The organism is Chitinophaga lutea, from assembly GCF_003813775.1.
GTDB lineage: Bacteria > Bacteroidota > Bacteroidia > Chitinophagales > Chitinophagaceae > Chitinophaga > Chitinophaga lutea.
Genome location: NZ_RPDH01000002.1, coordinates 631568 through 651860 on the forward strand (window position 1 = coordinate 631568; position 20293 = coordinate 651860).

18 protein-coding genes are annotated in these 20293 nt (G+C 52.2%); 13 read left to right on the forward strand and 5 right to left on the reverse strand.

The window, feature by feature from the left end:
• Window positions 1-303 precede the first annotated feature (303 nt).
• The 6 genes from EGT74_RS14840 (at window position 304) to EGT74_RS14865 (ending at window position 7509) form a co-directional block, all read left to right on the forward strand.
• On the forward strand, window positions 304-2364 hold the full coding sequence (locus EGT74_RS14840) for a GumC family protein (protein ID WP_158618165.1): 2061 nt from the start codon (window positions 304-306) through the stop codon (window positions 2362-2364).
• A 15-nt stretch (window positions 2365-2379) separates the two neighbouring features.
• Window positions 2380-3450, forward strand: coding sequence for an acyltransferase family protein (locus EGT74_RS14845; RefSeq protein ID WP_123847369.1), 1071 nt, complete (start codon window positions 2380-2382; stop codon window positions 3448-3450).
• Between the two features lie 120 nt (window positions 3451-3570).
• Window positions 3571-5019 carry an O-antigen ligase family protein gene (locus EGT74_RS14850; RefSeq protein WP_123847370.1) on the forward strand — a complete coding sequence of 483 codons (1449 nt, stop codon included), beginning with the start codon at window positions 3571-3573 and terminating at the stop codon, window positions 5017-5019.
• Entirely contained in the window at window positions 5016-5744 is a 729-nt protein-coding gene (locus tag EGT74_RS14855) for a TolC family protein (protein WP_158618166.1), read from the forward strand. The genes EGT74_RS14850 and EGT74_RS14855 overlap by 4 nt, the downstream gene beginning before the upstream one ends.
• Window positions 5745-5755: 11 nt before the next feature.
• Window positions 5756-6556 (forward strand): carboxylesterase family protein, encoded by an 801-nt coding sequence (locus EGT74_RS14860; protein ID WP_123847372.1) that lies wholly within the window; start codon window positions 5756-5758, stop codon window positions 6554-6556.
• A complete protein-coding gene (locus EGT74_RS14865) occupies window positions 6553-7509 on the forward strand; it encodes an alpha/beta fold hydrolase (protein WP_123847373.1) in 957 nt (318 codons plus the stop codon). Before EGT74_RS14860 ends, EGT74_RS14865 begins: the two co-directional genes overlap by 4 nt.
• A 92-nt stretch (window positions 7510-7601) precedes the next feature.
• Here EGT74_RS14865 and metK read toward each other — a convergent pair whose 3' ends face one another.
• The 3 genes from metK to EGT74_RS14880 all read right to left on the reverse strand — a co-directional run bounded on the left by metK (window position 7602) and on the right by EGT74_RS14880 (window position 11206).
• Complete coding sequence (metK, locus tag EGT74_RS14870) at window positions 7602-8855, reverse strand: methionine adenosyltransferase (RefSeq protein ID WP_123847374.1); 1254 nt, start codon at window positions 8853-8855, stop codon at window positions 7602-7604.
• Window positions 8856-8874: 19 nt separating this feature from the next.
• Window positions 8875-10251 (reverse strand): DUF4270 family protein, encoded by a 1377-nt coding sequence (locus tag EGT74_RS14875; protein ID WP_158618167.1) that lies wholly within the window; start codon window positions 10249-10251, stop codon window positions 8875-8877.
• A 133-nt stretch (window positions 10252-10384) separates the two neighbouring features.
• Window positions 10385-11206: a glycogen/starch synthase gene (locus EGT74_RS14880; protein WP_123847376.1), complete on the reverse strand. Its 822-nt coding sequence runs from the start codon at window positions 11204-11206 to the stop codon at window positions 10385-10387.
• A 110-nt stretch (window positions 11207-11316) separates the two neighbouring features.
• Here EGT74_RS14880 and panC point away from each other — a divergent pair, with 110 nt between their 5' ends.
• From panC to EGT74_RS14915, 7 genes are all read left to right on the forward strand, one after another.
• Window positions 11317-12159, forward strand: coding sequence for a pantoate--beta-alanine ligase (panC, locus tag EGT74_RS14885; RefSeq protein ID WP_123847377.1), 843 nt, complete (start codon window positions 11317-11319; stop codon window positions 12157-12159).
• A 267-nt stretch (window positions 12160-12426) separates the two neighbouring features.
• Window positions 12427-12771 carry an aspartate 1-decarboxylase gene (panD, locus tag EGT74_RS14890; protein ID WP_123847378.1) on the forward strand — a complete coding sequence of 115 codons (345 nt, stop codon included), beginning with the start codon at window positions 12427-12429 and terminating at the stop codon, window positions 12769-12771.
• A 17-nt stretch (window positions 12772-12788) separates the two neighbouring features.
• Window positions 12789-13805, forward strand: a complete 1017-nt coding sequence (locus EGT74_RS14895) for a lysylphosphatidylglycerol synthase transmembrane domain-containing protein (RefSeq protein ID WP_123847379.1) — start codon at window positions 12789-12791, stop codon at window positions 13803-13805.
• Window positions 13806-13967: 162 nt separating this feature from the next.
• Window positions 13968-16073, forward strand: a complete 2106-nt coding sequence (gene ppk1, locus EGT74_RS14900) for a polyphosphate kinase 1 (protein WP_246008222.1) — start codon at window positions 13968-13970, stop codon at window positions 16071-16073.
• 25 nt (window positions 16074-16098) lie between these two features.
• On the forward strand, window positions 16099-16983 hold the full coding sequence (locus EGT74_RS14905) for a Ppx/GppA phosphatase family protein (RefSeq protein ID WP_123847380.1): 885 nt from the start codon (window positions 16099-16101) through the stop codon (window positions 16981-16983).
• A gap of 102 nt (window positions 16984-17085) precedes the next feature.
• Window positions 17086-17904 (forward strand): 3-methyl-2-oxobutanoate hydroxymethyltransferase, encoded by an 819-nt coding sequence (panB, locus tag EGT74_RS14910; protein ID WP_123847381.1) that lies wholly within the window; start codon window positions 17086-17088, stop codon window positions 17902-17904.
• A gap of 192 nt (window positions 17905-18096) precedes the next feature.
• Window positions 18097-18990, forward strand: coding sequence for a DUF1338 domain-containing protein (locus EGT74_RS14915; RefSeq protein ID WP_123847382.1), 894 nt, complete (start codon window positions 18097-18099; stop codon window positions 18988-18990).
• A 48-nt stretch (window positions 18991-19038) separates the two neighbouring features.
• Here EGT74_RS14915 and EGT74_RS14920 read toward each other — a convergent pair whose 3' ends face one another.
• Both EGT74_RS14920 and EGT74_RS14925 read right to left on the reverse strand, forming a co-directional pair.
• On the reverse strand, window positions 19039-19836 hold the full coding sequence (locus EGT74_RS14920) for an ATP-binding protein (protein ID WP_158618168.1): 798 nt from the start codon (window positions 19834-19836) through the stop codon (window positions 19039-19041).
• A 59-nt stretch (window positions 19837-19895) separates the two neighbouring features.
• Window positions 19896-20261 (reverse strand): cupin domain-containing protein, encoded by a 366-nt coding sequence (locus EGT74_RS14925; protein WP_123847384.1) that lies wholly within the window; start codon window positions 20259-20261, stop codon window positions 19896-19898.
• Between the last annotated feature and the right edge of the window lie 32 nt (window positions 20262-20293).

Sequence of the window (20293 nt, forward strand, 5' to 3'; positions counted from 1 at the left end):
GTTTTAATTTTGCACCCGACGATAACCTTATCCTCCCAAAAGCCTTCACTTTCAATCAGTGAATTAAAGTACTGCCATTCCTTTGAATTTCTGAAAAAACGTTAAGCATAATACTGCTGTTTAAAACCGCATTTTATGCCTGCTTTGTTTTCGAACATATTAAAATAGAAAATAAAATTTATGGATATTACATATTTCTTAAAGGCACTATTAAAGAAAAAATGGTGGCTCGTCCTGAGTGCAGTGGCAGCCGTTTGCATAGCCTTCGTACTGACTATGCTTAAGCCCCGGCTATATGTATCCGTGTCTCAGATTTCCACCGGATTCACCACCAGCGACCAGGTAAGGCTGCGTGAGGAGAACCTGAACCTGATGGAGGCCGATGTGAAGTTCGATAACGTTGTTCAGACCATCAATTCCCCGCTGGTGATCAGCTTTCTTTCATGCAACCTGCTGCTGCATGATCTGACCAGCAACAAACCTTTTATCCACCTGAAAAATGCGGACAGGGAATCCAAAGCCTTCCGTGAATTCAACCGTGAGGCCGCCCTCCGGATCTGTAAAGAAAAGCTGGACTCCCTTACCATCCTTTCCTCTTATCATCCGGAAGAAAGGAAGATCATGGAATTCCTCAAGCTCTATAAATACGACGTTGAGTCCATCCGCAAAATGCTGTATGTGGGCCGTCTCCAAAAAACGGATTATATCGACATCATTTACCGTTCCGAAAATCCGGAGCTTTCTGCCTATGTGGTGAACACCCTGTTCAAGGAATTCCTCCGGTATTACAGAAGCTCCCGTTCCGAAAGATCGATCGAAAACGTGGAAACCTTCGAAGCGCTCGTCAACCAGAAAAAAATGGAGCTGGATACCAAACTTGAAGCGCTGCGGATGTACAAATCCTCCCAGGGGGTATTGAATGTAGACGTAGCCAGCGGCAACGAATGGGATCTGATCAAACAATTCGAAAAATCGCTCTTCGACGAAAAGTCCAATAATAACACGCTGCAATCTTCGCTCGCCAACGTGAACGCACAACTCGTAGAACTGAACAGCGGGAAAACCGTGTATAGTTCCAACAACAACGTGGTGACCCTCCGCAACCAGCTGAACGACCTCAACGATCAGTACCTCCGCGGCGGCTCAAGCGACCAGGCGCTGGCAGACAAGATCAAAACCCTGCGCGGGCAGCTGCAGAAAGCGCTGGCCGAAGGCACCGGCACTACCAGCAAGAGCACTTCCAAAGAAGAGTTGATTGCCCGCAAACAGAACTTACAGGCCGAGCTTAGCGCTTCCAACCTGAATATTTCCAACCTCGAAAGCAAAATATCCCGCCTTCGCTCATCTGTCGGCTCATTTGCCAATAAGGAAGCCACGGTGTCGTCCCTGACGCAGGAGGTGACCCTTGCGCAGGAAGAATATACCAAACTGAAGGAACGGCTCAACTCCGCGCTGGATAACCGCACAGTACCGCAAGACGGCTTCCGGCAGACCCTCAAAGGCCAGCCCGCCTTCAAACCGGAACCCTCCCACCGCCTGATCATCATGGGCCTCTCCGGCGTGTCTGCTTTCATGCTGGTGGCCATGTGCATACTGCTGGTGGAGTTCCTTGATTCATCTATTAAATCGCCGTCCGTTTTCGGCCGCTCGGTAGACCTGAAGCTGATCAGCACCGTGAACCACGCCAACCTCCGCAAACATGCCGTACTGGATGTATTGCAGGGCAACCGCAAAGACGAAACCATTATGAAGCGGGAGAACATTTTCCGCGAAATGCTTCGTAAATTGCGGTATGCGCTTGAAAGCAGCGGCAAACAGGTGTTTTTGTTCACCAGCACAGAACCCCAGCAGGGTAAAACGACCCTGACACAGGCAGTAGCCTACAGCCTCAGCCTCAGCAACCGAAAAGTACTGGTGATCGATACCAACTTCTGCAACAACGACATTACCCTGCAGATGGAAGCACGCCCCATGCTCGAAACGTTTAATGTTCCTCCAAACGAATTCAGTATAGACAAAGTGAAAGAAATAGTGACCACGTATTCTGTCGATAACATCGAGGTGATCGGATGTAAAGGCGGCGACTATACCCCGTCTGAGATCCTTCCCAAAAATCACCTGCTCAATTATCTGCCGCAACTGAAGCTGCACTACGATTTTATTCTCATGGAAGGCGCGCCGCTGAACGATTACACAGACAGCAAGGAGCTTGCGGCATATGCCGATGGCGTCATCGCCATCTTCTCCTCCAAAGCAACTGTTAAACAAATAGATAAAGACTCCATCGACTTCCTTCACCAGCTTGGCGACAAATTTGTCGGCGCCGTACTGAACAATGTGAATGAAGACTTCCTGGAGCTGTAAATTTAAAGAAGTGTAATGCATGTAACACCCCATATAACTGCCACTGGTAAAGGGCGGTACGACTGGATTGATTGCGCCAAAGGCATCGCCATCATCCTGGTTGTATACCGCCACATTGCCCACGGCCTGTTCATGTCTACCGTGGAATTGCCAATGTGGGTAAAAGATTGTAACGACATGTTGTACAGTTTCCGTATTCCGTTGTTTGTAGCACTCTCAGGCGTTTTTTTCAGCAGAAGCCTTCTGCGGTATGGTGCGGGCCAGTTTGTGATCAACAAAATGAACACCCTGCTCTACCCCTACCTGCTTTGGGCCATAATACAGATCAGCTTGCAGATATCGTTCGCAGAATATACCAACTCACAACGCACGGCCGCGGATTATTTCAACATCCTGCTGCAGCCGCGGGCGCTTGATCAGCTGTGGTACCTGTTCCTGCTGTTCAATGTGTCGGTGCTGTACCTGTGCATTTCCATGCTGCTGAAAGGGCACACGAAATGGCAACTGCTGATTGGGCTGATATTGCTGGGACTTGCTCCATTGGTGAAAGACTATAGCACTTTTTACGATATCGCGTTGCACTATATTTTCTTTGCCATCGGCCAGGTCAGCTCAGCCTGGCTGCTGAATGCCGATGTCCAGGAAAAGTTGTCGCAGGGCCGGTTGCTGCTGATGCTGCTGCCCGTATTTGCAGCGTTGCAGTATTATTTTCTGCTGCACCAGGACATGAACCTCTATTTGTTTTTGATAGTGGCGGTTTTCGGAAGTCTCTTCGTGACCGTGCTCTCCCTTTTCCTGGTGAAGCACGGTTACCTGAAGTTCCTTCAGACCATCGGTAAGTATTCGCTTTATATCTACCTCCTGCATGTTTCCATTTCCTCTTTGCTCAGGCATATCCTGTACCGCACCGGGGCTTTTGGAAGCCTGACCACCAACACGCTGTTGCTGGTGTTGCTGATAGGTTTGTCCATTTATTTGTCCATTGTCGCTTACCGTTTGCTGATACGTCTGAAGTTCGGCTTCCTCTTCAAGGGGAGCCTGCCGGAACGCCGTTCAGCAAATCCAGCCAGTAATAAAGCCGATTGATGATGAAAAAAGAAAAAAAAGTAGTCAGCGAATCATTGCACCAGTTTCTCATTCTCCTGTTCATCGGGATGGTGATGATTTTTCTGGCTGTAAAAATCGTATTCCTGTAATATTCCGGGCATGCAACTGAGTAAAAAAAACATATTACCCGTACTGATCTTTTCCTTGCTGGCACTGCTGATACCGGCATTGACCTGGGTCGGTTCCATGGAACTGAAGTACAGCTTCATGGTACTGGGGGGCATCATGGGCGCCGCCACCTGCGTGGTATGCCTGACCAATTACCGCCTGGGATATTACATCGTCATCACGGTCTGCTTCACCATCCGGCTGCTGGAACGCATGGCCGGCGCTGAATTTCCGGTGGGGGTTATACAGGACGTGCTGCTGGGATGTACCCTGTTGGGCAGCATCTTCAGCAGGCGCCGCGACGAACTGGTGAAAGTTCCCCTGCTGCGTGATCCGCTGATCATCGTATTCACCATTTACGGCGCCTACCTGTTGCTGCAGTTCCTTAACCCGAACGCTATCACCACGGGTGGTACCCGGCTCTTTACGAGGGTTTACCTGCGCAATATGATCCTGGTGCTGCTTTCCATCAAAATGATCAATTCGATGCAGGACCTGCGCACCTTCTTTAAGTATTGGATCACCATGTGTACGCTGGCTGCCGTTTATGCATGTATCCAGGAATGGGTGGGACTGCTTCCGTTTGAAAGAAGGTATATATCCCTCTACCCGGACAAATTCAAGACCGTGGTCCTTTTAACGGGCACGCGTGTGTTCTCCTTTTTGTCGGACCCCGCTGTGCTCGGTATCATACTGGCCTGCTGCACAGCTATTATAGCGCCACTGCTCACGGCTTCCGCCAAAACCATTTCGGCCGGCAAAAAACTATTGCTTTTTGTGGCGCTGGTATTACAGATCCTGGCGCTCGGTTATTCCGGAACACGAACGGGGTACGTGATGGTGCCCATGGGGCTGCTGATCTTTTTCCTGGCCAACCTTCATAACCGTAATACGATCATCGGTGCAATGGTGTTCGGGCTTGCCTTCCTGGCTATCCTTTTCGGGCCCTTCCACAGCAACCCCACCATTGTGCGGGTGCGCACCGCATTTGTCGGTTCCAATTCCGACGAGTCGTTGAACGTGCGGGATGTGAACCGGCACCGCATACAACCTTACATCTACCAGCACCCCATCGGTGGCGGCCTGATGACCGCAGGTGTGGAGGGTGAAAAATACAACCCGGGGCACGTGCTGGCCGGCTTTCCGCCAGACAGCGGGTACCTCCGCACAGCCCTCGAACAAGGCTGGATAGGCCTCATCCTGACATGCCTCTATTTGTATATGATGCTCTGCTACGCCGTCAAGAACTATTTCAGGGCCAGGGAACAGATAGACAAATTGCTGCTCATCGGTGTGGCAGGTGCGCTGTTTGCCGGTGTGGTAGGGCAATACGCCCAGGAAACCACCGGGCTGTTCGAATCCGCCATCATGGTATATGCCTTTGCCGGCATTTCAATAAAAACCAAATATTTATTATCCACAAATACGAAAGCAACATGAAAAAAGTATGTTTCGTTCTGCTGCTCAGCGTTTGCGTTGGCAGCCTCGCACACGCACAACAAAAAAAGGACACCAGCATTCTGCTGGCGCTTCCCGCCGATGCACCTAATGTAGCCAGATTGAAAGTCCGTCTTGTAGAACTGGCGCTTGCCAACCCTGCCCTGCAGGAGCTCGATCTCCGGCAGGAACTGACCAAATACGAAGCCAACAGGGCCAAGGCCGCTTTGCTCGACATGGTGACCGCCGCAGGCAACCTGAATGAGTTCACGATTAACAGAAACGGCACCAACACCGGCAACAACAACCTGCTGTACCCCCGTTACAACTTCGGTATACTGGTACCGCTGGGCCGTTTCGTTTCAGTTCCCGCAGAGGTGAAGATCGCCAAGACCAACAAAAAGATCTTTGCCAAACAGAAAGAGCGTGAAGGACTGGAAATCAAAGCTGCCGTACTGCGCGCTTACGAAGAGTATTCCGCCAACAAGCAGATGCTGGAACTGCACCTCCCCTTGCTGGAAGATGCTTACACCAATTACAAAACAACGGAGGCCAAATTCTCCAAAGGCGAAACAGAGGCCACCGTGGAAGCCCTCAATGCTTCTTACCGCATTTACAACACCGAAATGGTGCGCAAGATCACGCTGGAACGCGACCTGCGCGAATCCAAACTGACGCTGGAAGGCATCATAGGCACCACTATGGAAGACGTTCTGATGAAATTATAAGCCGGACAAAAATGAAGCATTTCACAACTGCCCTCCTGCTACTGGCAGCGCAGGGAACAATGGCACAATCCAAAGCAAAAGCGGCCAAACAGGCCGCTCCGGTTACCCTGGCGCCTTTTCAGCGGATCGAGGTAAAAACGACGCCCTGGCACAAACGCCCGGCCGTGATTTATCTGCCGGAGGCAGCGAAGGGCGAAAGGTTACCCCTCATCCTTTGCATGCACGGCAAGAGTATTGCCGGCGACGACGTCAGCAAAGTATTCCGCCAGGGCGTTACCCGCCAGGTGCATGAAGGGAAAAAGATCGAAGCGGTGAACCCGAAAGACGGGAAGCGGTACAAGTTCATCATACTGGCGCCGCTCTCCGACAGCTGGGGGTTATCACCAGACCAGGTGAACAATGTGCTCGATGATGTGCTGAAACGGTACCCTATCGACTCCACCCGCATATATATTACCGGTTACAGCGCCGGCGGATGGGCTGTAGCGATGGCCGTAACAGACGCCAGGCTGTCCAAACGCCTGGCAGCGGCAGTGAATATGTCCCCTGCCGCAATTGAAGAGCCCAACATGAGCAGTTTCCGCAACACGGCCAAAGCCAATTTGCCTACCTGGTACTTTGCCGGCGCCCAGGAATCATTTTTTTACGACCGTACTAAAATGTACATCGACAGCACCAACAAATACAAACGCGGCCTTACAAGGCTGAGCGTTGGCGACCACGCGCATTGTTGCTGGGAAAAGTATTTCAACCCGGCCTTCCGCGAGAACGGGACCAGTATTTACGAATGGATGCTTCAATATAAACGATGAAACGTTTGCTCAGGCTTCTTCTTTACATATGCCTCGGCGCTGCCCTCACCGGCGCGGCTGTTTACTGGTATATTGCCCGTGGGCAGGAAACCGAGGAGCTGAATGCCGAAACGCGGAAAAACGCCCCAGGCAGCTTTTTACAGCTGGCCGAAGGTATGGTGCACTACCGCCTGATGGGGCCGGACACGGGCCAGCTCATCATCTTCGTTCATGGCGGCGGCACCACCGGGATGGAAGTATGGAAGTACACCGCGCCCTATTTCCTCGAGAGAGGCTACCGCATCCTTCTTTACGACCTGTATGGCAGGGGTTATTCCGACCGGCCGCGCGTGACCTATAACCCGGCCCTCTTCCGCCGCCAGCTGGAGCAATTGATCGACACCCTGCACATTAACACCCCCTTCGATGTGGTGGCCATGTCTATGGGGGGCTCCATTGCACTGGATTATGCGAATCTCCACCCTGGTAAGGTAAAAAGAATGGCGTTGCTGGCGCCCGCCGCCAGCGGTGACCTGCGGCCCAGTAAAGCGCTCGAAGTGCCCGTGCTCGCGCCGCTGCTGATGACAGGCTACTGGTATCCCCGCTCGGTCGAGAACCAGCGCAAAGAATTCGTAGACCAGTCCGCCTTCGATAAGTATGCCGAACGGCTGCGTTATTTCATGAACTTTGAAGGTTACAAATATATCACCCTCTCCACCTGGCAGCATATGCTGAACCAGGACCAGTTATTTCTGCTGGACAAGATAAGGCCGGATAATATTCTCCTTATTTACGGCAGGCAGGATCCCTTTTTCCCGGACGAAAATGTGCCGCGCTACCAGCAGCATTACCCCAGCTTGCTGGTGCAGACGGTAGACCGGGCCGGCCATATGCCGCATTACGAGCAACCGGCCCTCATTAATCCGATGGTGTACCGGTACCTCCGGAACGGCCGGGACAGTGTGGCGCAGTAGCATTATAACCTAACGTCAGCAACCTGACTAAAAATAATTAAAAAGGCCCCGGAGCAACTCCGGGGCCTTTTATGCGTTATATCTTGCCGGGCTTACAGACCGAAAGCCTGTTTCACTTTTTCTACGTAGTCGAGTTTCTCCCAGGTAAACAGTTCCACTTCCACTTTCTTCTCTGATTTTTTACCCGCGTTGAATACTTTGGTGATCACCTTGTTTTCGCGGCCCATGTGACCGTAAGCGGCCGTTTCAGCATACATCGGGTTGCGCAGTTTCAGGCGCTGTTCGATGGCGTACGGGCGGAGGTCGAAAATCGCTTCCACTTTGCGTGCGATCTCACCGTCGTTCAGTTTCACCTTGGCAGTACCGTAGGTATCCACGAACACGCCGCAGGGTTTCGCAACGCCGATGGCGTAAGATACCTGTACCAGCACTTCATCGCAAACACCGGCAGCTACCAGGTTTTTGGCAATGTGCCGGGTAGCGTATGCCGCAGAGCGGTCTACTTTGGAAGGATCTTTACCGGAAAATGCACCACCGCCGTGAGCGCCTTTACCACCGTAGGTATCTACGATGATCTTGCGGCCGGTGAGGCCGGTGTCGCCGTGCGGGCCACCGATCACGAATTTGCCGGTGGGGTTGATGTGGTAAGTGATTTTATCGGTGAACAGGGCCTGCAGTTCGGGCTTCAGGGAAGCTTTCACGCGGGGGATCAGGATGTTGATCATGTCCTGTTTGATTTTGTCGAGCATCTGCTGGTCGGCTGCGAAATCATCGTGCTGGGTGGAAATAACGATGGTATCGATGCGGATCGGCTGGTTGTCGTCAGAATATTCGATGGTTACCTGAGATTTCGCGTCGGGGCGCAAGTAAGTGATCTCTTTGTTCTCGCGGCGGAGTGCGGCCAGCTCAATGAGCAGCTTGTGCGCCAGGTCGAGCGCCAAAGGCATGTAGTTCTCGGTTTCTTTGGTAGCGTAACCGAACATCATCCCCTGGTCGCCGGCACCCTGTTCTTCCGGGTTCTTACGGTCAACACCCTGGTTGATGTCGGGCGATTGCTCGTGGATGGCGGAGAGGATACCGCAGGAATTCGCTTCAAACATGTATTCGCTCTTGGTGTAACCGATTTTACGGATTACTTCGCGGGCAATGTCCTGCACATCAAGGTAAGCATCTGATTTCACCTCACCTGCCAGTACTACCTGGCCGGTCGTTACCAGCGTTTCGCAGGCAACTTTCGAAGTCGTATCGTATGCCAGGAAGTTATCAATCAGCGCGTCGGAAATCTGGTCGGCAACTTTGTCGGGGTGTCCTTCTGAAACGGACTCGGACGTAAATAAATACGGCATAAGTAGAGAATTCTGATGATTATAGTTGAGTGTAAATGATTCTTAATTTCAGGTTGGCCGGCGGCACTGCATTGCCTCCACCCGCTTTAACTCTCCGCATGTCTATGTTGTACCTGTTAGAGAGCGGCTCCAGTTTCAGCACCGAATTCTCCAGCTTCTTATCCACGATGAACTGTAAATGCCGTGCAATATTAATCTTATATTGAACAACTTTTATGCCGCCTACGTCAGAAATGACGGTTCTATTACCACCGAAGTGAGCCAGGTCGGGCCTTTGCGGGTTACCGTAGTCGGCAATGAAACCAAGACTGTCGTGCGTCACATACCGGTACAGCATCAGCTGGGTCGGTTCTCCGAACAGATCGTCTTTCCCCTGCAACCCGCTCGATACTTCCGTAATGATCAGCTCAGCCGTATTGATCACGGCTTTGGGGAAGTTCTCCAGGCCCGGCAGCTGTACATTGGTGTAAGTACCGGGGGCTTCCTGCAGGAAGATGAGGCTGTCGCCTTCGGGTTTGTTGGTATTGAGGTATTTGGAAATCTCGGCGTTGTTGTGGTACCAGTTCCGCACGAAGTAGTTGCCGTGCGCGCTGCTGGACGCCTTGAAGGGGAATTCCGCCTTCAGGGAGTCGTTTTCGCTGTTCTTGTAATAAACCGTCAGGCGGGTCTGGCCATTGTTGAGGATGGGATACAGCATGGTGGTGCTGATCGTTGTATCTGGCACGATGGCCAGGCCGTTGAGAAATACCTTGAACGCGGAGTCGTTCAGGAAAGCCGCATCCGCCCGCTGTTGCAGCAGGGTATTACCGAACGCGTTGCTGAGCGGAATGCGCAGCACCGGCGGTTTCCGCTCCCCGTAAATATCCATCGAATCTTTCGGGTACACCGGGTAGGTGGAAAAATTCCCGATCATCTTGGTCTGATCGTAAGAAAGCGGTCTAGTATAAGTATAATAAGAGTCGATTTTGAAGTTGGGCTCGTTCATCTGGTACACCTTCAGGTTCATCAGCTTGTTCTCGCCGAACCAGGTGGTATCGGTACCCACGTAAAGCACCACGGAATCGAGGATGTGGCCGGTGCCGGCGAACGTGAACTTTTCTTCGGGAAGGCCCACCTGCAGGTACACAAGGCCGGATGATTTACCGAAAATGGGGTCGTTGGTGATGCTGCCCAGCGCTTTGGAATAGATATCGGCGCCGGTACGAAGGCCCGAATCCGCTTTGGCAATGTTGTGGGTGATCAGGCTGTTGATGGTGGTATCCTTAACATTCACTTTGTCCGGGCCGGGAATAAGGTCCTTCCCCAAAATGGTGGCCTCGTTACAACCCGTAAAAGCATATAATCCCGTAAAAACGGCTGCTGCGAAATAACCCAGGTTCCTGAAATTGATCTTCACGTGTTTGATTTGAATCGGTTTTGTTGTTGCGATGAAAGCACTGTTCCCAAAAAGAAAAAGTTAAAAATAAAAAGTTAATGGCCAATTCCCGCAGTTACTGACAATTTTAACTTTTCATTTTTAACGCTCCCGGTTATTTGGCGCCGAGTAACTGGTGATACAGTTGAAGGTAATCGGCCAGGTCGTCGTTATCCTTTTTATAAGGAATGATCACCTTGCCTTTCTCGGCTTTCAGTTCTTCCACCAGCTTTTTGTCTACCTTGTCGCTGCCCAGTACCACCGCATCGGCGTATTTGGCAGCGCCCCTGTTAAGGGCGGTGTTGGTGCCTTCTTTATATAATTCCAGGTCTTTTTCCTTAATCTGGTTGCTGATAATGGCTTTTTTCAGGAAGGAGGCGCCCAGTTTCTCTTTGAAAGAATTGGGTTCCAGTGAAAATACCGTTTTTGAATGGGCGAAAACGGGTTCTTTCTTATAAGCCGTTTTGAGGTATACGGGGATGAGGGAAGTCATCCAGCCGCTGCAATGAATAATGTCCGGAGGCCAGCCGAATTTCTTGACGGTCTCCAGCGCACCTTTGCAGAAAAATATCTCACGGGCTGCATTATCCTCGTAAAACTTGCCGTCGTCGTCCGCAAACACGGCCTTGCGCTTGAAATAATCTTCATTGTCCAGGAAATAAACCTGCAGCCTTGCATTCGGCAGCGATGCCACTTTGATGATCAGCGGGTAATCGTCCCCGTCAATCACAATATTGATACCCGAAAGGCGGACCACTTCATGAAGGCGGTGCCTTCTTTCATTGATATTGCCAAACCTCGGCATGATAACCCTTACTTCAAGACCGGCCTCGTTAGATTTGATCGCCATTTTATTCACCATTGCCGCATAATCACTCAACTCCAGGTACGGCGACATCTCTTGGGCAATAAAAAGAATTCTTTTCTTTGTGGACATTTAAAGCTGATTATTAATGCAGTTATTTTTAATTTGGCTTGCAAAACTACGAAATTTTTAGGTAAAAAGGGCCAATTTGTCACTTTTAACATCCTTTTAAGCAAAGGTTTATGTATCTATTCAAACAGCGTGTGGCGCTTCAGGACCACCTGGAGCAGGTAAAAAAGGCAGGGAAACGGGTTGGATTTGTACCCACGATGGGCGCCCTTCATGAAGGGCATATTTCACTGATAGAGACTGCCAGAGCGGCGGCGGATGTGGTGGTATGCAGCATTTTTGTCAACCCTACCCAGTTCAACGACCCGAAAGACTTCGAAAAGTATCCCATTACAATAAACGATGATATCATCAAACTGACGGCCGCCGGTACGGATATTCTTTTTTTACCCTCCGTGTCGGAAATGTACCCCGAAGGGGTGAACGGGCAACATCCTCATTACGACTTCGGGTATGTGGAAACGGTGCTCGAAGGCGCCCACCGCCCGAACCACTTTCAGGGTGTAGGCATCATCGTCCACAAACTGCTCGATATTGTACAGCCGGACTCCCTGTTTATGGGACAAAAGGATTTTCAGCAATGCATGATTATCAAGCGCCTCCTCGAAATCACCGGCATCCCTACCGCCCTGCACATCTGCCCCACCCTCCGGGAAACCGGCGGACTGGCCATGAGCAGCCGGAACATGCGCCTCAGCCCGGAACAAAGGCAAACCGCCATACAGATCAGCCGCACCCTCACGGAAATCAAAGAAAAGGCCCGGCTATTACCCTTCCCCGCGTTGAAGGAGAACGCCCGCAACCAACTCCAAAACGCTGGTTTCCAGGTGGATTATGTGGAAATAGCCGATGCAGGCAACCTGAAATTGCTTGAAACAGCCATTCCCGGGCAGATGGTGGCGCTGACCGCCGCCAAACTGGGGGAAATACGGCTGATCGACAATATGCTGATCTGATGCATGGCCTCCCGGTAGCAAAAGCATACCAAAAGCATAGATGAAGCATACCAAGAGCATACCAGGAGCATAGATACCCTCAGTTGCCGGGCGAATTGTCCCGGTCGGTAATTAGGACAACCTTCAGCCTGTTTATGCATTAAAACCTGGCTCATCCCAAGGTCATGGCAAGGTAACAACCATTTCGTCATAACAAATTCATAAAACTGGCCCGGTCTTCTTTCTAATATATAAAATTCCTCTACCTTTGCGGACTACACCAGAAATATGCTGATCGAAGTACTCAAATCCAAGATTCACAGAGCGGTTATTACGGAAGCCAATCTGAATTACGTAGGGAGCATCACCATCGATGAGGACCTGATGGACGCCGCCAACCTCATCACAAACGAAAAAGTGCAGGTGGTGAACGTAAACAACGGCGAACGTCTTGAAACCTACGTAATCAAAGGCAAGCGCGGCTCCGGCGTCATCTGCATGAACGGTCCCGCTGCCCGCCTCGTGGCAGTCGGCGATGTGGTGATTATCATCTCCTACGCCACCATGGATTTCGAAGAAGCTAAAAAATTCACGCCCATCGCCATCTTCCCGAAGGAAGGCAATAAATTGTAATTCTGTCAACAGTCCACATGCCCAAAGCGCTTAAAAACGTTCTCAAATTCCTGGCCTTTTTAAGCATCGGCTTGCTCATGATATGGCTGGCCCTGAAGGACATGACGCCGAAGGACTATGCGGACGTGAAGGACGCCTTCCTGAGCGGTAACTACTGGCTGGTGGTCCCTGCCTTCATCATCGGCATCGGCAGCCATCTTTCCCGCGCCCTGCGCTGGCGGATCCTTATCGACACCCAGCACTACAAACCAGGCGTGCTCAATACTTTTTTTGCCGTCATGGTGGGTTATCTCGTGAATATGGGGGTGCCCAGGCTGGGAGAAATCGCCCGGTGCGGGGTACTGGCCAATTACGAAAAAATCCCGGCCGACAAACTCATCGGCACCATGATCGCCGAACGGGCGCTGGACCTGGTGTGCCTGGCCATTGTATTCCTGCTGTGTTTTTTGCTCCAGCTCGACATCGTGTCCGCCTACCTCTCCGCCGAAGTATGGCCCGCCCTCGAACAGAAGATCGCCAATGCCAACGTCACCCAGCTGCTGGTGCTGCTGGGCATCGTACTGGTCGTTATCGGTGTGGTCATCTACCTGCTGAAGCGTTTCGCCGCCTCCAAAGCCGCTATCAAACTCCGGGCGCTGCTGCGCGGCGTGATGGACGGTTTTTTGTCGATCGGGAAAATGGACGGCAGAAAACTCGGCTGGTTCCTGTTCCATACCCTGATGATCTGGGCGCAATACCTGGCCATGCTGTACGTCGGTTTTCTTTGCCTGCCCGCTACGCAGGAGCTCGGCCTCACCGCCGCGCTGACCGTACTGGCGCTGGGCAGTGTAGCCATGATCGTTAGCCCCGGCGGCATCGGCGTATACCCCTTCCTCGTACAGAAAACCCTTCTGCTGTACAATGTTGCCGGCCCCATCGGCATGGCGTTCGGCTGGATCATATGGGGCGCGCAGACCGTGCTGATCTGCATCCTGGGCCTCGTTTCCTTTATCTGGCTGCCCATTCACAACAAGAAATCGGCCGGAAAGTCGTAATTTAATGGAAAGTTAATACTACCGCTATAGGCTGGCAAGTTGTTTATGCTAACTTTTGCAGTTAGCGTGGGCGCGTTGTCGCGTTCCGGTTTAAATCATGTGTTTATGAGTATGGATATGAACGCCATCCCTATGTTGCCGGTTAAACATAAAAAAGTCCCGGTGAAAAAGACAGAGAAAACAGACAAAACAGGCACTACTACATTCAAGAAAAGGAAAACGATCGTCCGCGATATCAGCTGGCTCTCATTCAACGCCCGTGTATTACAGGAAGCCGCCGACACCACGGTGCCCCTCCTGGAACGCATCCGTTTCCTCGGTATTTTTTCCAATAACCTCGACGAGTTTTTCCGCGTGCGCGTGGCTACCCTCAAGCGCATGGGCGTGGTGGGCCGCAGCGCCAAGATGCACCTCGAAGAAAATCCCGACCAGATACTGGACGAGATCCAGCGCACCGTGATCAGCCAGCAGCAGGAATTTAACCGCATCTGGAAAGAGATCGAGGAAGAACTGAAAAAGGAAAAGATCAGCCTCCATACCGATAAGCAGCTGAACCGCGACCAGCAGAAGTTCGTGACCAATTATTTCAACGAGGAGGTGCGCACCAACATCATCCCCCTCATGATCGAAGGCATTCCGCAAATGCCTTTCCTGCGGGATAAGTCCATCTACCTGGCCGTGCTGCTGGCGAGGGAAGACAATTCCATCCGCCAGAAATTCGCGCTGATCGAAATCCCCACCACCGTGCTGCCGCGTTTCCTCATCCTGCCGTCCAAAGAAGGCGAGCACAGCATCATTCTGCTGGAGGACGTGATCCGCTTCAACCTGCCGCATATCTTTTCATTCTTCGGGTACGACAAGTTCTCGTCCTGGATCATCAAGGTGACCCGCGACGCCGAACTGGATATCGATAACGACATTGCCACCAGCCTCATCCACCAGATCGAAAAAGGCATCAAGGCCCGGCGGAAAGGCAAACCCGTAAGATTTATCTACGACCAGCAGATCGACCCCATCATTCTCGAATACCTGATGCGCCGCCTCGGTTTGTCTAAAAAAGATAACCTGATACCCGGCGGGCGGATCCATAATTTCAAGGACTTTATGGACTTCCCCGAAAAGGTGTTCACCCGCGAACGCACGCGCCGCAAAACCTTCATCCACCCCCTGTTCCAGAATGCCCCCAGCGTGATGCAGGTGATCGCCATGCAGGATGTGATGCTGCACTTCCCCTATCATTCCTTCGATACCATCATCGACCTCCTGCGCGAGGCCGCGATGGACCCGAACGTGACCACCATCAAAATCACCGCCTACCGCCTCGCCCGCAACAGCCGCATCATCAACGCCCTCATCAACGCCGTGCGCAACGGCAAACAGGTGGTGGTAGTGCTGGAGCTGCGCGCCCGCTTCGACGAAGAGGCTAACCTGCAGTGGAAAGAGCGGCTGGAAGAAGAAGGCGTGAAAGTGCTGTACGGCATCCCCGGTATGAAGGTGCACGCCAAACTCTGCGTGATCAAAAAACGTATCGGTGCCAAAACCGTGCAGTGCGGTTTTGTGAGCACCGGCAACCTCAACGAAAAAACCGCGCGGGTATATGGCGACCATTGCCTGCTGACGGCCAACCGCGGCATCATGGCCGATATCAACCGTATTTTCGCCTACCTCGAAAAACAGAGCCACGACGAAAAGCTGCTGATGGCCTGCAAAACACTCATTGTGAGCCCCTTCAACATGCGCCGGTTTTTCCTCCGCATGCTCGACCGCGAGATCCGCAACGCGCGCCGCAAAAAGCCCGCGGGCGTGATCATAAAAATGAACTCTTTGTCGGACGACGAGCTCATCGCCAAACTGTACGACGCCGCCAAAGCCGGCGTGGAAGTCAGGATGGTGATCCGCGGTATCTGCTGCGCCTATACGGAAAATAAAAAGTGGAAAAAAAATATCGAGGCCGTGAGCATCGTGGACGAGTATCTCGAACATGCCCGGGTATTCATTTTCCATAACAACGGCCATGAGAAGACCTTCATCGCCTCGTCCGACTGGATGGTGCGCAACCTCGACCACCGCGTGGAAACCGCAGTGCCCATCGAAAACAAAGTCATTCAGCAGGAACTGAGCGAGATCCTCAACATCCAGCTCAACAGCAACGTGAAGGTACGCATCCTCGACAACGAACAGCAGAACGCCTACAAACATAACAGCGGCAAGAAGATCCGCGCACAGGTCGAAATATTCAAATACCTCCACGAAAAAACATACCTTTGAGCCGTTAGGAAGCTATTAACGGGATATGAAGCTGGCAGCAATCGACATAGGCTCAAACGCCGCACGTTTGTTGATATCGGAGGCCTCTCCGAAGGCAAACGGCGAGATGGATTTTACCAAGGTGAACCTGGTGCGGGTACCGCTGCGTTTAGGGATAGACGTATTTTCAGGCGGCACGATCTCCGAAAAGCGGGCAGACAGCCTCGTCAATACCATCAAGGCATACAAGCTGCTGCTCGACGTATACGAGGTGAAATACCTCAAAACCGCGGCCACCTCGGCCATGCGCGATGCCTCCAACGGCCCGCAGATACTGGAGCGCGTGCGCCAGGAAACGGGCATGGACATACGGCTGATCACCGGCCAGGAAGAAGCGTCCTATATTTACGAGAACCACATCGCCGAGAACCTCGATAAAACCAAGAGTTACCTGTACATCGACGTAGGCGGCGGCAGCACCGAGCTTACCTTCTTCAGCGGCAACCGCCTTATTTTCAAGGAATCTTTCAACATCGGCACCATCCGCCTGCTCCAGAACCAGGTGACGGACGCCCACTGGCAGCAGATGAAAGACTTCGTCCGCCAGCAAATCCGTACGTCCGGCAGCGTGATCGCCATCGGGTCCGGCGGCAACATCAACAAAATATTCTCCCTGTCCAAGCGCAAGGAAGGCAAGCCCCTCTCCCTCGACCTGCTGAAGGATTATTACAAGGAATTCGGCAACTTCACCGTGGAAGAAAGGATCCACCTCTATAACCTGCGGGAAGACCGTGCGGACGTGATTGTGCCCGCCCTCCAGATTTATGTGAACGTGATGCGCTGGGCAGACATCGAGGAAATCTTCGTGCCCAAGATCGGCCTGGCCGACGGCCTCGTGCGCTCCCTGTATAACGAGATCACCCGCGTCTAGCCCCCGCCCTTAAAAAATACTTCAGAAATCCGATTTATATTCCAAACTTTGTGGTTTGCCGGTTCTCAACGGCCGGATTTGAATACGTATAACCGATTAGTAATGTCAGCTGTAAACAAAGAGATCAAGCGCATCACCACCCACATCCTGCAGAAGATGAAAGCAGATGGCGAGAAGATTTCCATGCTCACCGCCTACGACTTTTCCATGGCCAGGATACTGGACGATGCCGGCATAGATATATTGCTGGTGGGCGATTCCGCCTCCAACGTGATGGCCGGGCACGAAACTACCCTGCCCATCACGCTCGACCAGATGATCTACCACGCCTCTTCCGTGGTGCGGGCCATCCGCCGCGCCTTTGTGGTGGTAGACCTGCCTTTCGGCTCCTACCAGGGCAACTCCAAGGAAGCGCTCATTTCCACCATCCGCATCATGAAGGAAACCGGCGCCCACGGCGTAAAGATCGAAGGCGGCGAAGAAATCATCGAATCGGTGAAAAGGATCATCAGTGCGGGCGTGCCCGTCATGGGCCACCTGGGCCTCACCCCCCAGAGCATCTACAAATTCGGCACCTACGCCGTACGCGCCACGGAAGACGCCGAAGCGCAGAAGCTACTCAAAGACGCCCTCCTGCTGCAGGAAGCCGGCGCCTTCGCCATCGTGCTTGAAAAAATCCCCGCCCTGCTGGCCAAACAGGTGGCGGAACAACTCACCATCCCCGTGATCGGCATCGGGGCGGGCAAGTATGTAGACGGGCAGGTGCTCGTGATGCACGACATGCTCGGCATCAACAAAGAGTTCAAGCCCCGCTTCCTCCGCCGCTACCTCAACCTCTACGACGATATCTTCAATGCTACCCAGCAGTACATCAGCGATATCAAAACCAAAAGTTTTCCCAACGACCAGGAACAATATTAAGCGTTACGGGTTACCACCGGCCTGTCGGCGGTAACCCGTAAATTTCTTATATTCGTCCTGTGAACGCATTGTTGAACATACAACTGGCCCTTCTCTCCTTCCTGCGCAGCACCTGCTCGCATGTGCCATGACGGTTGCACCCGCCGTTGCCCCCTTTGCATGATTTACAACATCTAAAACTCCGCTATAAACATGACAACACTGGAAACAGTATTGGATGGATTAATGAGCCGCTACCAGGAGCGTGTGCCCGACGTGAGCGCCATTATCGACGCCATGATCGCCGAAGGCATCATCCTCCGGGCGTCCGACATAGAGAACGATCACATCGCGTTCCGCACATTGGGTGTGGAGCACCTCGGCATCCAGTCGCTCGAAAAAATATTCCTTCACTACGGATATACGAAAAAAGACTATTACCACTTCCCTGAAAAGAAACTCGACGCATACTGGTACGCGCCTCCCGCCGAAAAATACCCGCGTATTTTCATCAGCGAGCTGCGCGTGAAAGACTTGAGCGAACCGGCGCAGACCATCATTAAAAGTTATACGGGGGAAGTGAAAAGCGACCCGGTGAATGCGCTTGACCTCAACGACGGCACGGCCGTGGATCACTTCCTGCACAGCGCGCTCTGGCGTACGCCTACGTTGAGCGACTACCAGGTGCTGGCGGCCGAAAGCGAGTACGCGGCCTGGGTGATTTACAACCGGTATTACCTGAACCACTTCACCATCAGCGTGCATAATCTGAAACCGGGATATAATACGGTAGCGGATTTTAACGCGTTCCTGGAAAAGCGGGGCTTCCGCCTGAATGATTCAGGAGGCAAGATCAAAACCAGTCCCGATAAAGGTTTGCTGCAAAGTTCCACCGTGGCCCGCATGATCGAGGCCACCTTCGCCGGCGATGAAAAACATGCAATTGCGGGTTCTTACGTGGAATTTGCCGAAAGGCGTGTATTGCCGCAGTTCGCGCAGCTGCCGCCTTCCGAGATCCGCCGGGAGCACCGGCGCGAAGGGTTCGAGGCCAATAACGCCGACAAGATATTTGAGAGCACGTACGCGGCCCAAACGGGCAAACAATAACCCCGTACGGGATAGCGGTTTTCAGAAAGGGGGTATGATCCGGAAGGGTTATGCCCCCTGGCTTTTGTGGAATGAAAGGATGAAGCTCGTTCCCCGGCCCTCAATGGATTTCACGTTGATGCCCACGTTGTTCTCCCTCAGGATTTCGCAGGTGGTGGACAGGCCGATGCCCAACCCTCCAGGTTTATTCGTGAAGTAGGGCTCGAATATGTAAGACTGGATTGCTTTGCTGATCCCGCAGCCGTTATCTATGAACTGGACAATGAATTGATCGCCCGCTGATTTCGTAATGAGCTTCAATTCCCCTTTTTTTGTCCCCATCGCTTCAACGGCATTGATCACGATGTTCGTCATCGCTATTTTCATTCGCAGCCGGTCTGCATTCATCTTGAAATCATCCGGTGAATATTGCCTGCTGACGGTAATGTTTTTAAGGGTAAGCCGGTCGTCCGATATTTTAAGCACCTCCTCCAGCAACTGGTGAACGGAGTACTGCGCTTCCTGTTTTATTGCATGCCGGCCCTGCCGGAGGATCTCGGTGACCAGGTCGCTGATCCGGGCTGAGCTGCGCATAATGATATCCAGGTACATCTTAATATCTCCCTTGTCAACTGCCCCTTCCATCATACCGACCGATAGATTGATATCGGTCAGGGGGTTCCGGAGCTCATGCGCGAGAGCGGTCAACCGGCCGGTCTGGTCGTTTGATACGCGTGGTGCCGCCGGCGCCGGGGCCGGGTAATAGTTATTGTTGTTTACTGCGGAACTGACCTGCGAAGCAAAATCAATAAAGGATTCATGACAAGGAATACGGCGGGTGCCGCTGTAAACTGCAAGTGCTTTCATTGTAAGATTTTTGTGCGGGTATGGTCCATACGAAGTATGTATCATTCACGAAGGAGATATTACTCATATCCGCTTTTAATGACGGTCTGGATCATTTTGAAACGACCGTTCGGCCGGATGAAATTGGGTGAGTGTGCCGGTATGATGATTCCCTGACCGGACTCCAGGTAGTTGGATACATTGTCGATGACAATTTCTGCCCGGCCTTCGATAATCTGGGCGAAGGTGTCGAACGGGGAGGTTTTCTCCGTGAGCCCTTCCCCACTGTCGAACGACATGATGCTGATATTCCCGGTCGACTTCCGGATAATGGTTTTGATCACTACCGCATTGGCCATGTATTCGATGATTTCAACGATAATGTGCGTTTTGGCTTTTTCAAGGTCAGTGTTGCCTGCGCCTGTTGTTGTATGCCCGTTATCCATGATCTTTCGGTTTAGTGCGGCTGATGGGAATA

What these genes read in the sequence shown, in the direction of transcription:
- EGT74_RS14845 (WP_123847369.1), top strand. Translation starts at nt 2,380, where the DNA reads ATGCATGTAACACCCCATATAACTGCCACTGGTAAAGGGCGGTACGAC.
- EGT74_RS14850 (WP_123847370.1), top strand. Translation starts at nt 3,571, where the DNA reads ATGCAACTGAGTAAAAAAAACATATTACCCGTACTGATCTTTTCCTTG.
- EGT74_RS14855 (WP_158618166.1), top strand. Translation starts at nt 5,016, where the DNA reads ATGAAAAAAGTATGTTTCGTTCTGCTGCTCAGCGTTTGCGTTGGCAGC.
- EGT74_RS14860 (WP_123847372.1), top strand. Translation starts at nt 5,756, where the DNA reads ATGAAGCATTTCACAACTGCCCTCCTGCTACTGGCAGCGCAGGGAACA.
- EGT74_RS14865 (WP_123847373.1), top strand. Translation starts at nt 6,553, where the DNA reads ATGAAACGTTTGCTCAGGCTTCTTCTTTACATATGCCTCGGCGCTGCC.
- metK (WP_123847374.1), bottom strand. Translation starts at nt 8,855, where the DNA reads ATGCCGTATTTATTTACGTCCGAGTCCGTTTCAGAAGGACACCCCGAC.
- EGT74_RS14880 (WP_123847376.1), bottom strand. Translation starts at nt 11,206, where the DNA reads ATGTCCACAAAGAAAAGAATTCTTTTTATTGCCCAAGAGATGTCGCCG.
- panC (WP_123847377.1), top strand. Translation starts at nt 11,317, where the DNA reads ATGTATCTATTCAAACAGCGTGTGGCGCTTCAGGACCACCTGGAGCAG.
- panD (WP_123847378.1), top strand. Translation starts at nt 12,427, where the DNA reads ATGCTGATCGAAGTACTCAAATCCAAGATTCACAGAGCGGTTATTACG.
- EGT74_RS14895 (WP_123847379.1), top strand. Translation starts at nt 12,789, where the DNA reads ATGCCCAAAGCGCTTAAAAACGTTCTCAAATTCCTGGCCTTTTTAAGC.
- EGT74_RS14905 (WP_123847380.1), top strand. Translation starts at nt 16,099, where the DNA reads ATGAAGCTGGCAGCAATCGACATAGGCTCAAACGCCGCACGTTTGTTG.
- panB (WP_123847381.1), top strand. Translation starts at nt 17,086, where the DNA reads ATGTCAGCTGTAAACAAAGAGATCAAGCGCATCACCACCCACATCCTG.
- EGT74_RS14915 (WP_123847382.1), top strand. Translation starts at nt 18,097, where the DNA reads ATGACAACACTGGAAACAGTATTGGATGGATTAATGAGCCGCTACCAG.
- EGT74_RS14920 (WP_158618168.1), bottom strand. Translation starts at nt 19,836, where the DNA reads ATGAAAGCACTTGCAGTTTACAGCGGCACCCGCCGTATTCCTTGTCAT.
- EGT74_RS14925 (WP_123847384.1), bottom strand. Translation starts at nt 20,261, where the DNA reads ATGGATAACGGGCATACAACAACAGGCGCAGGCAACACTGACCTTGAA.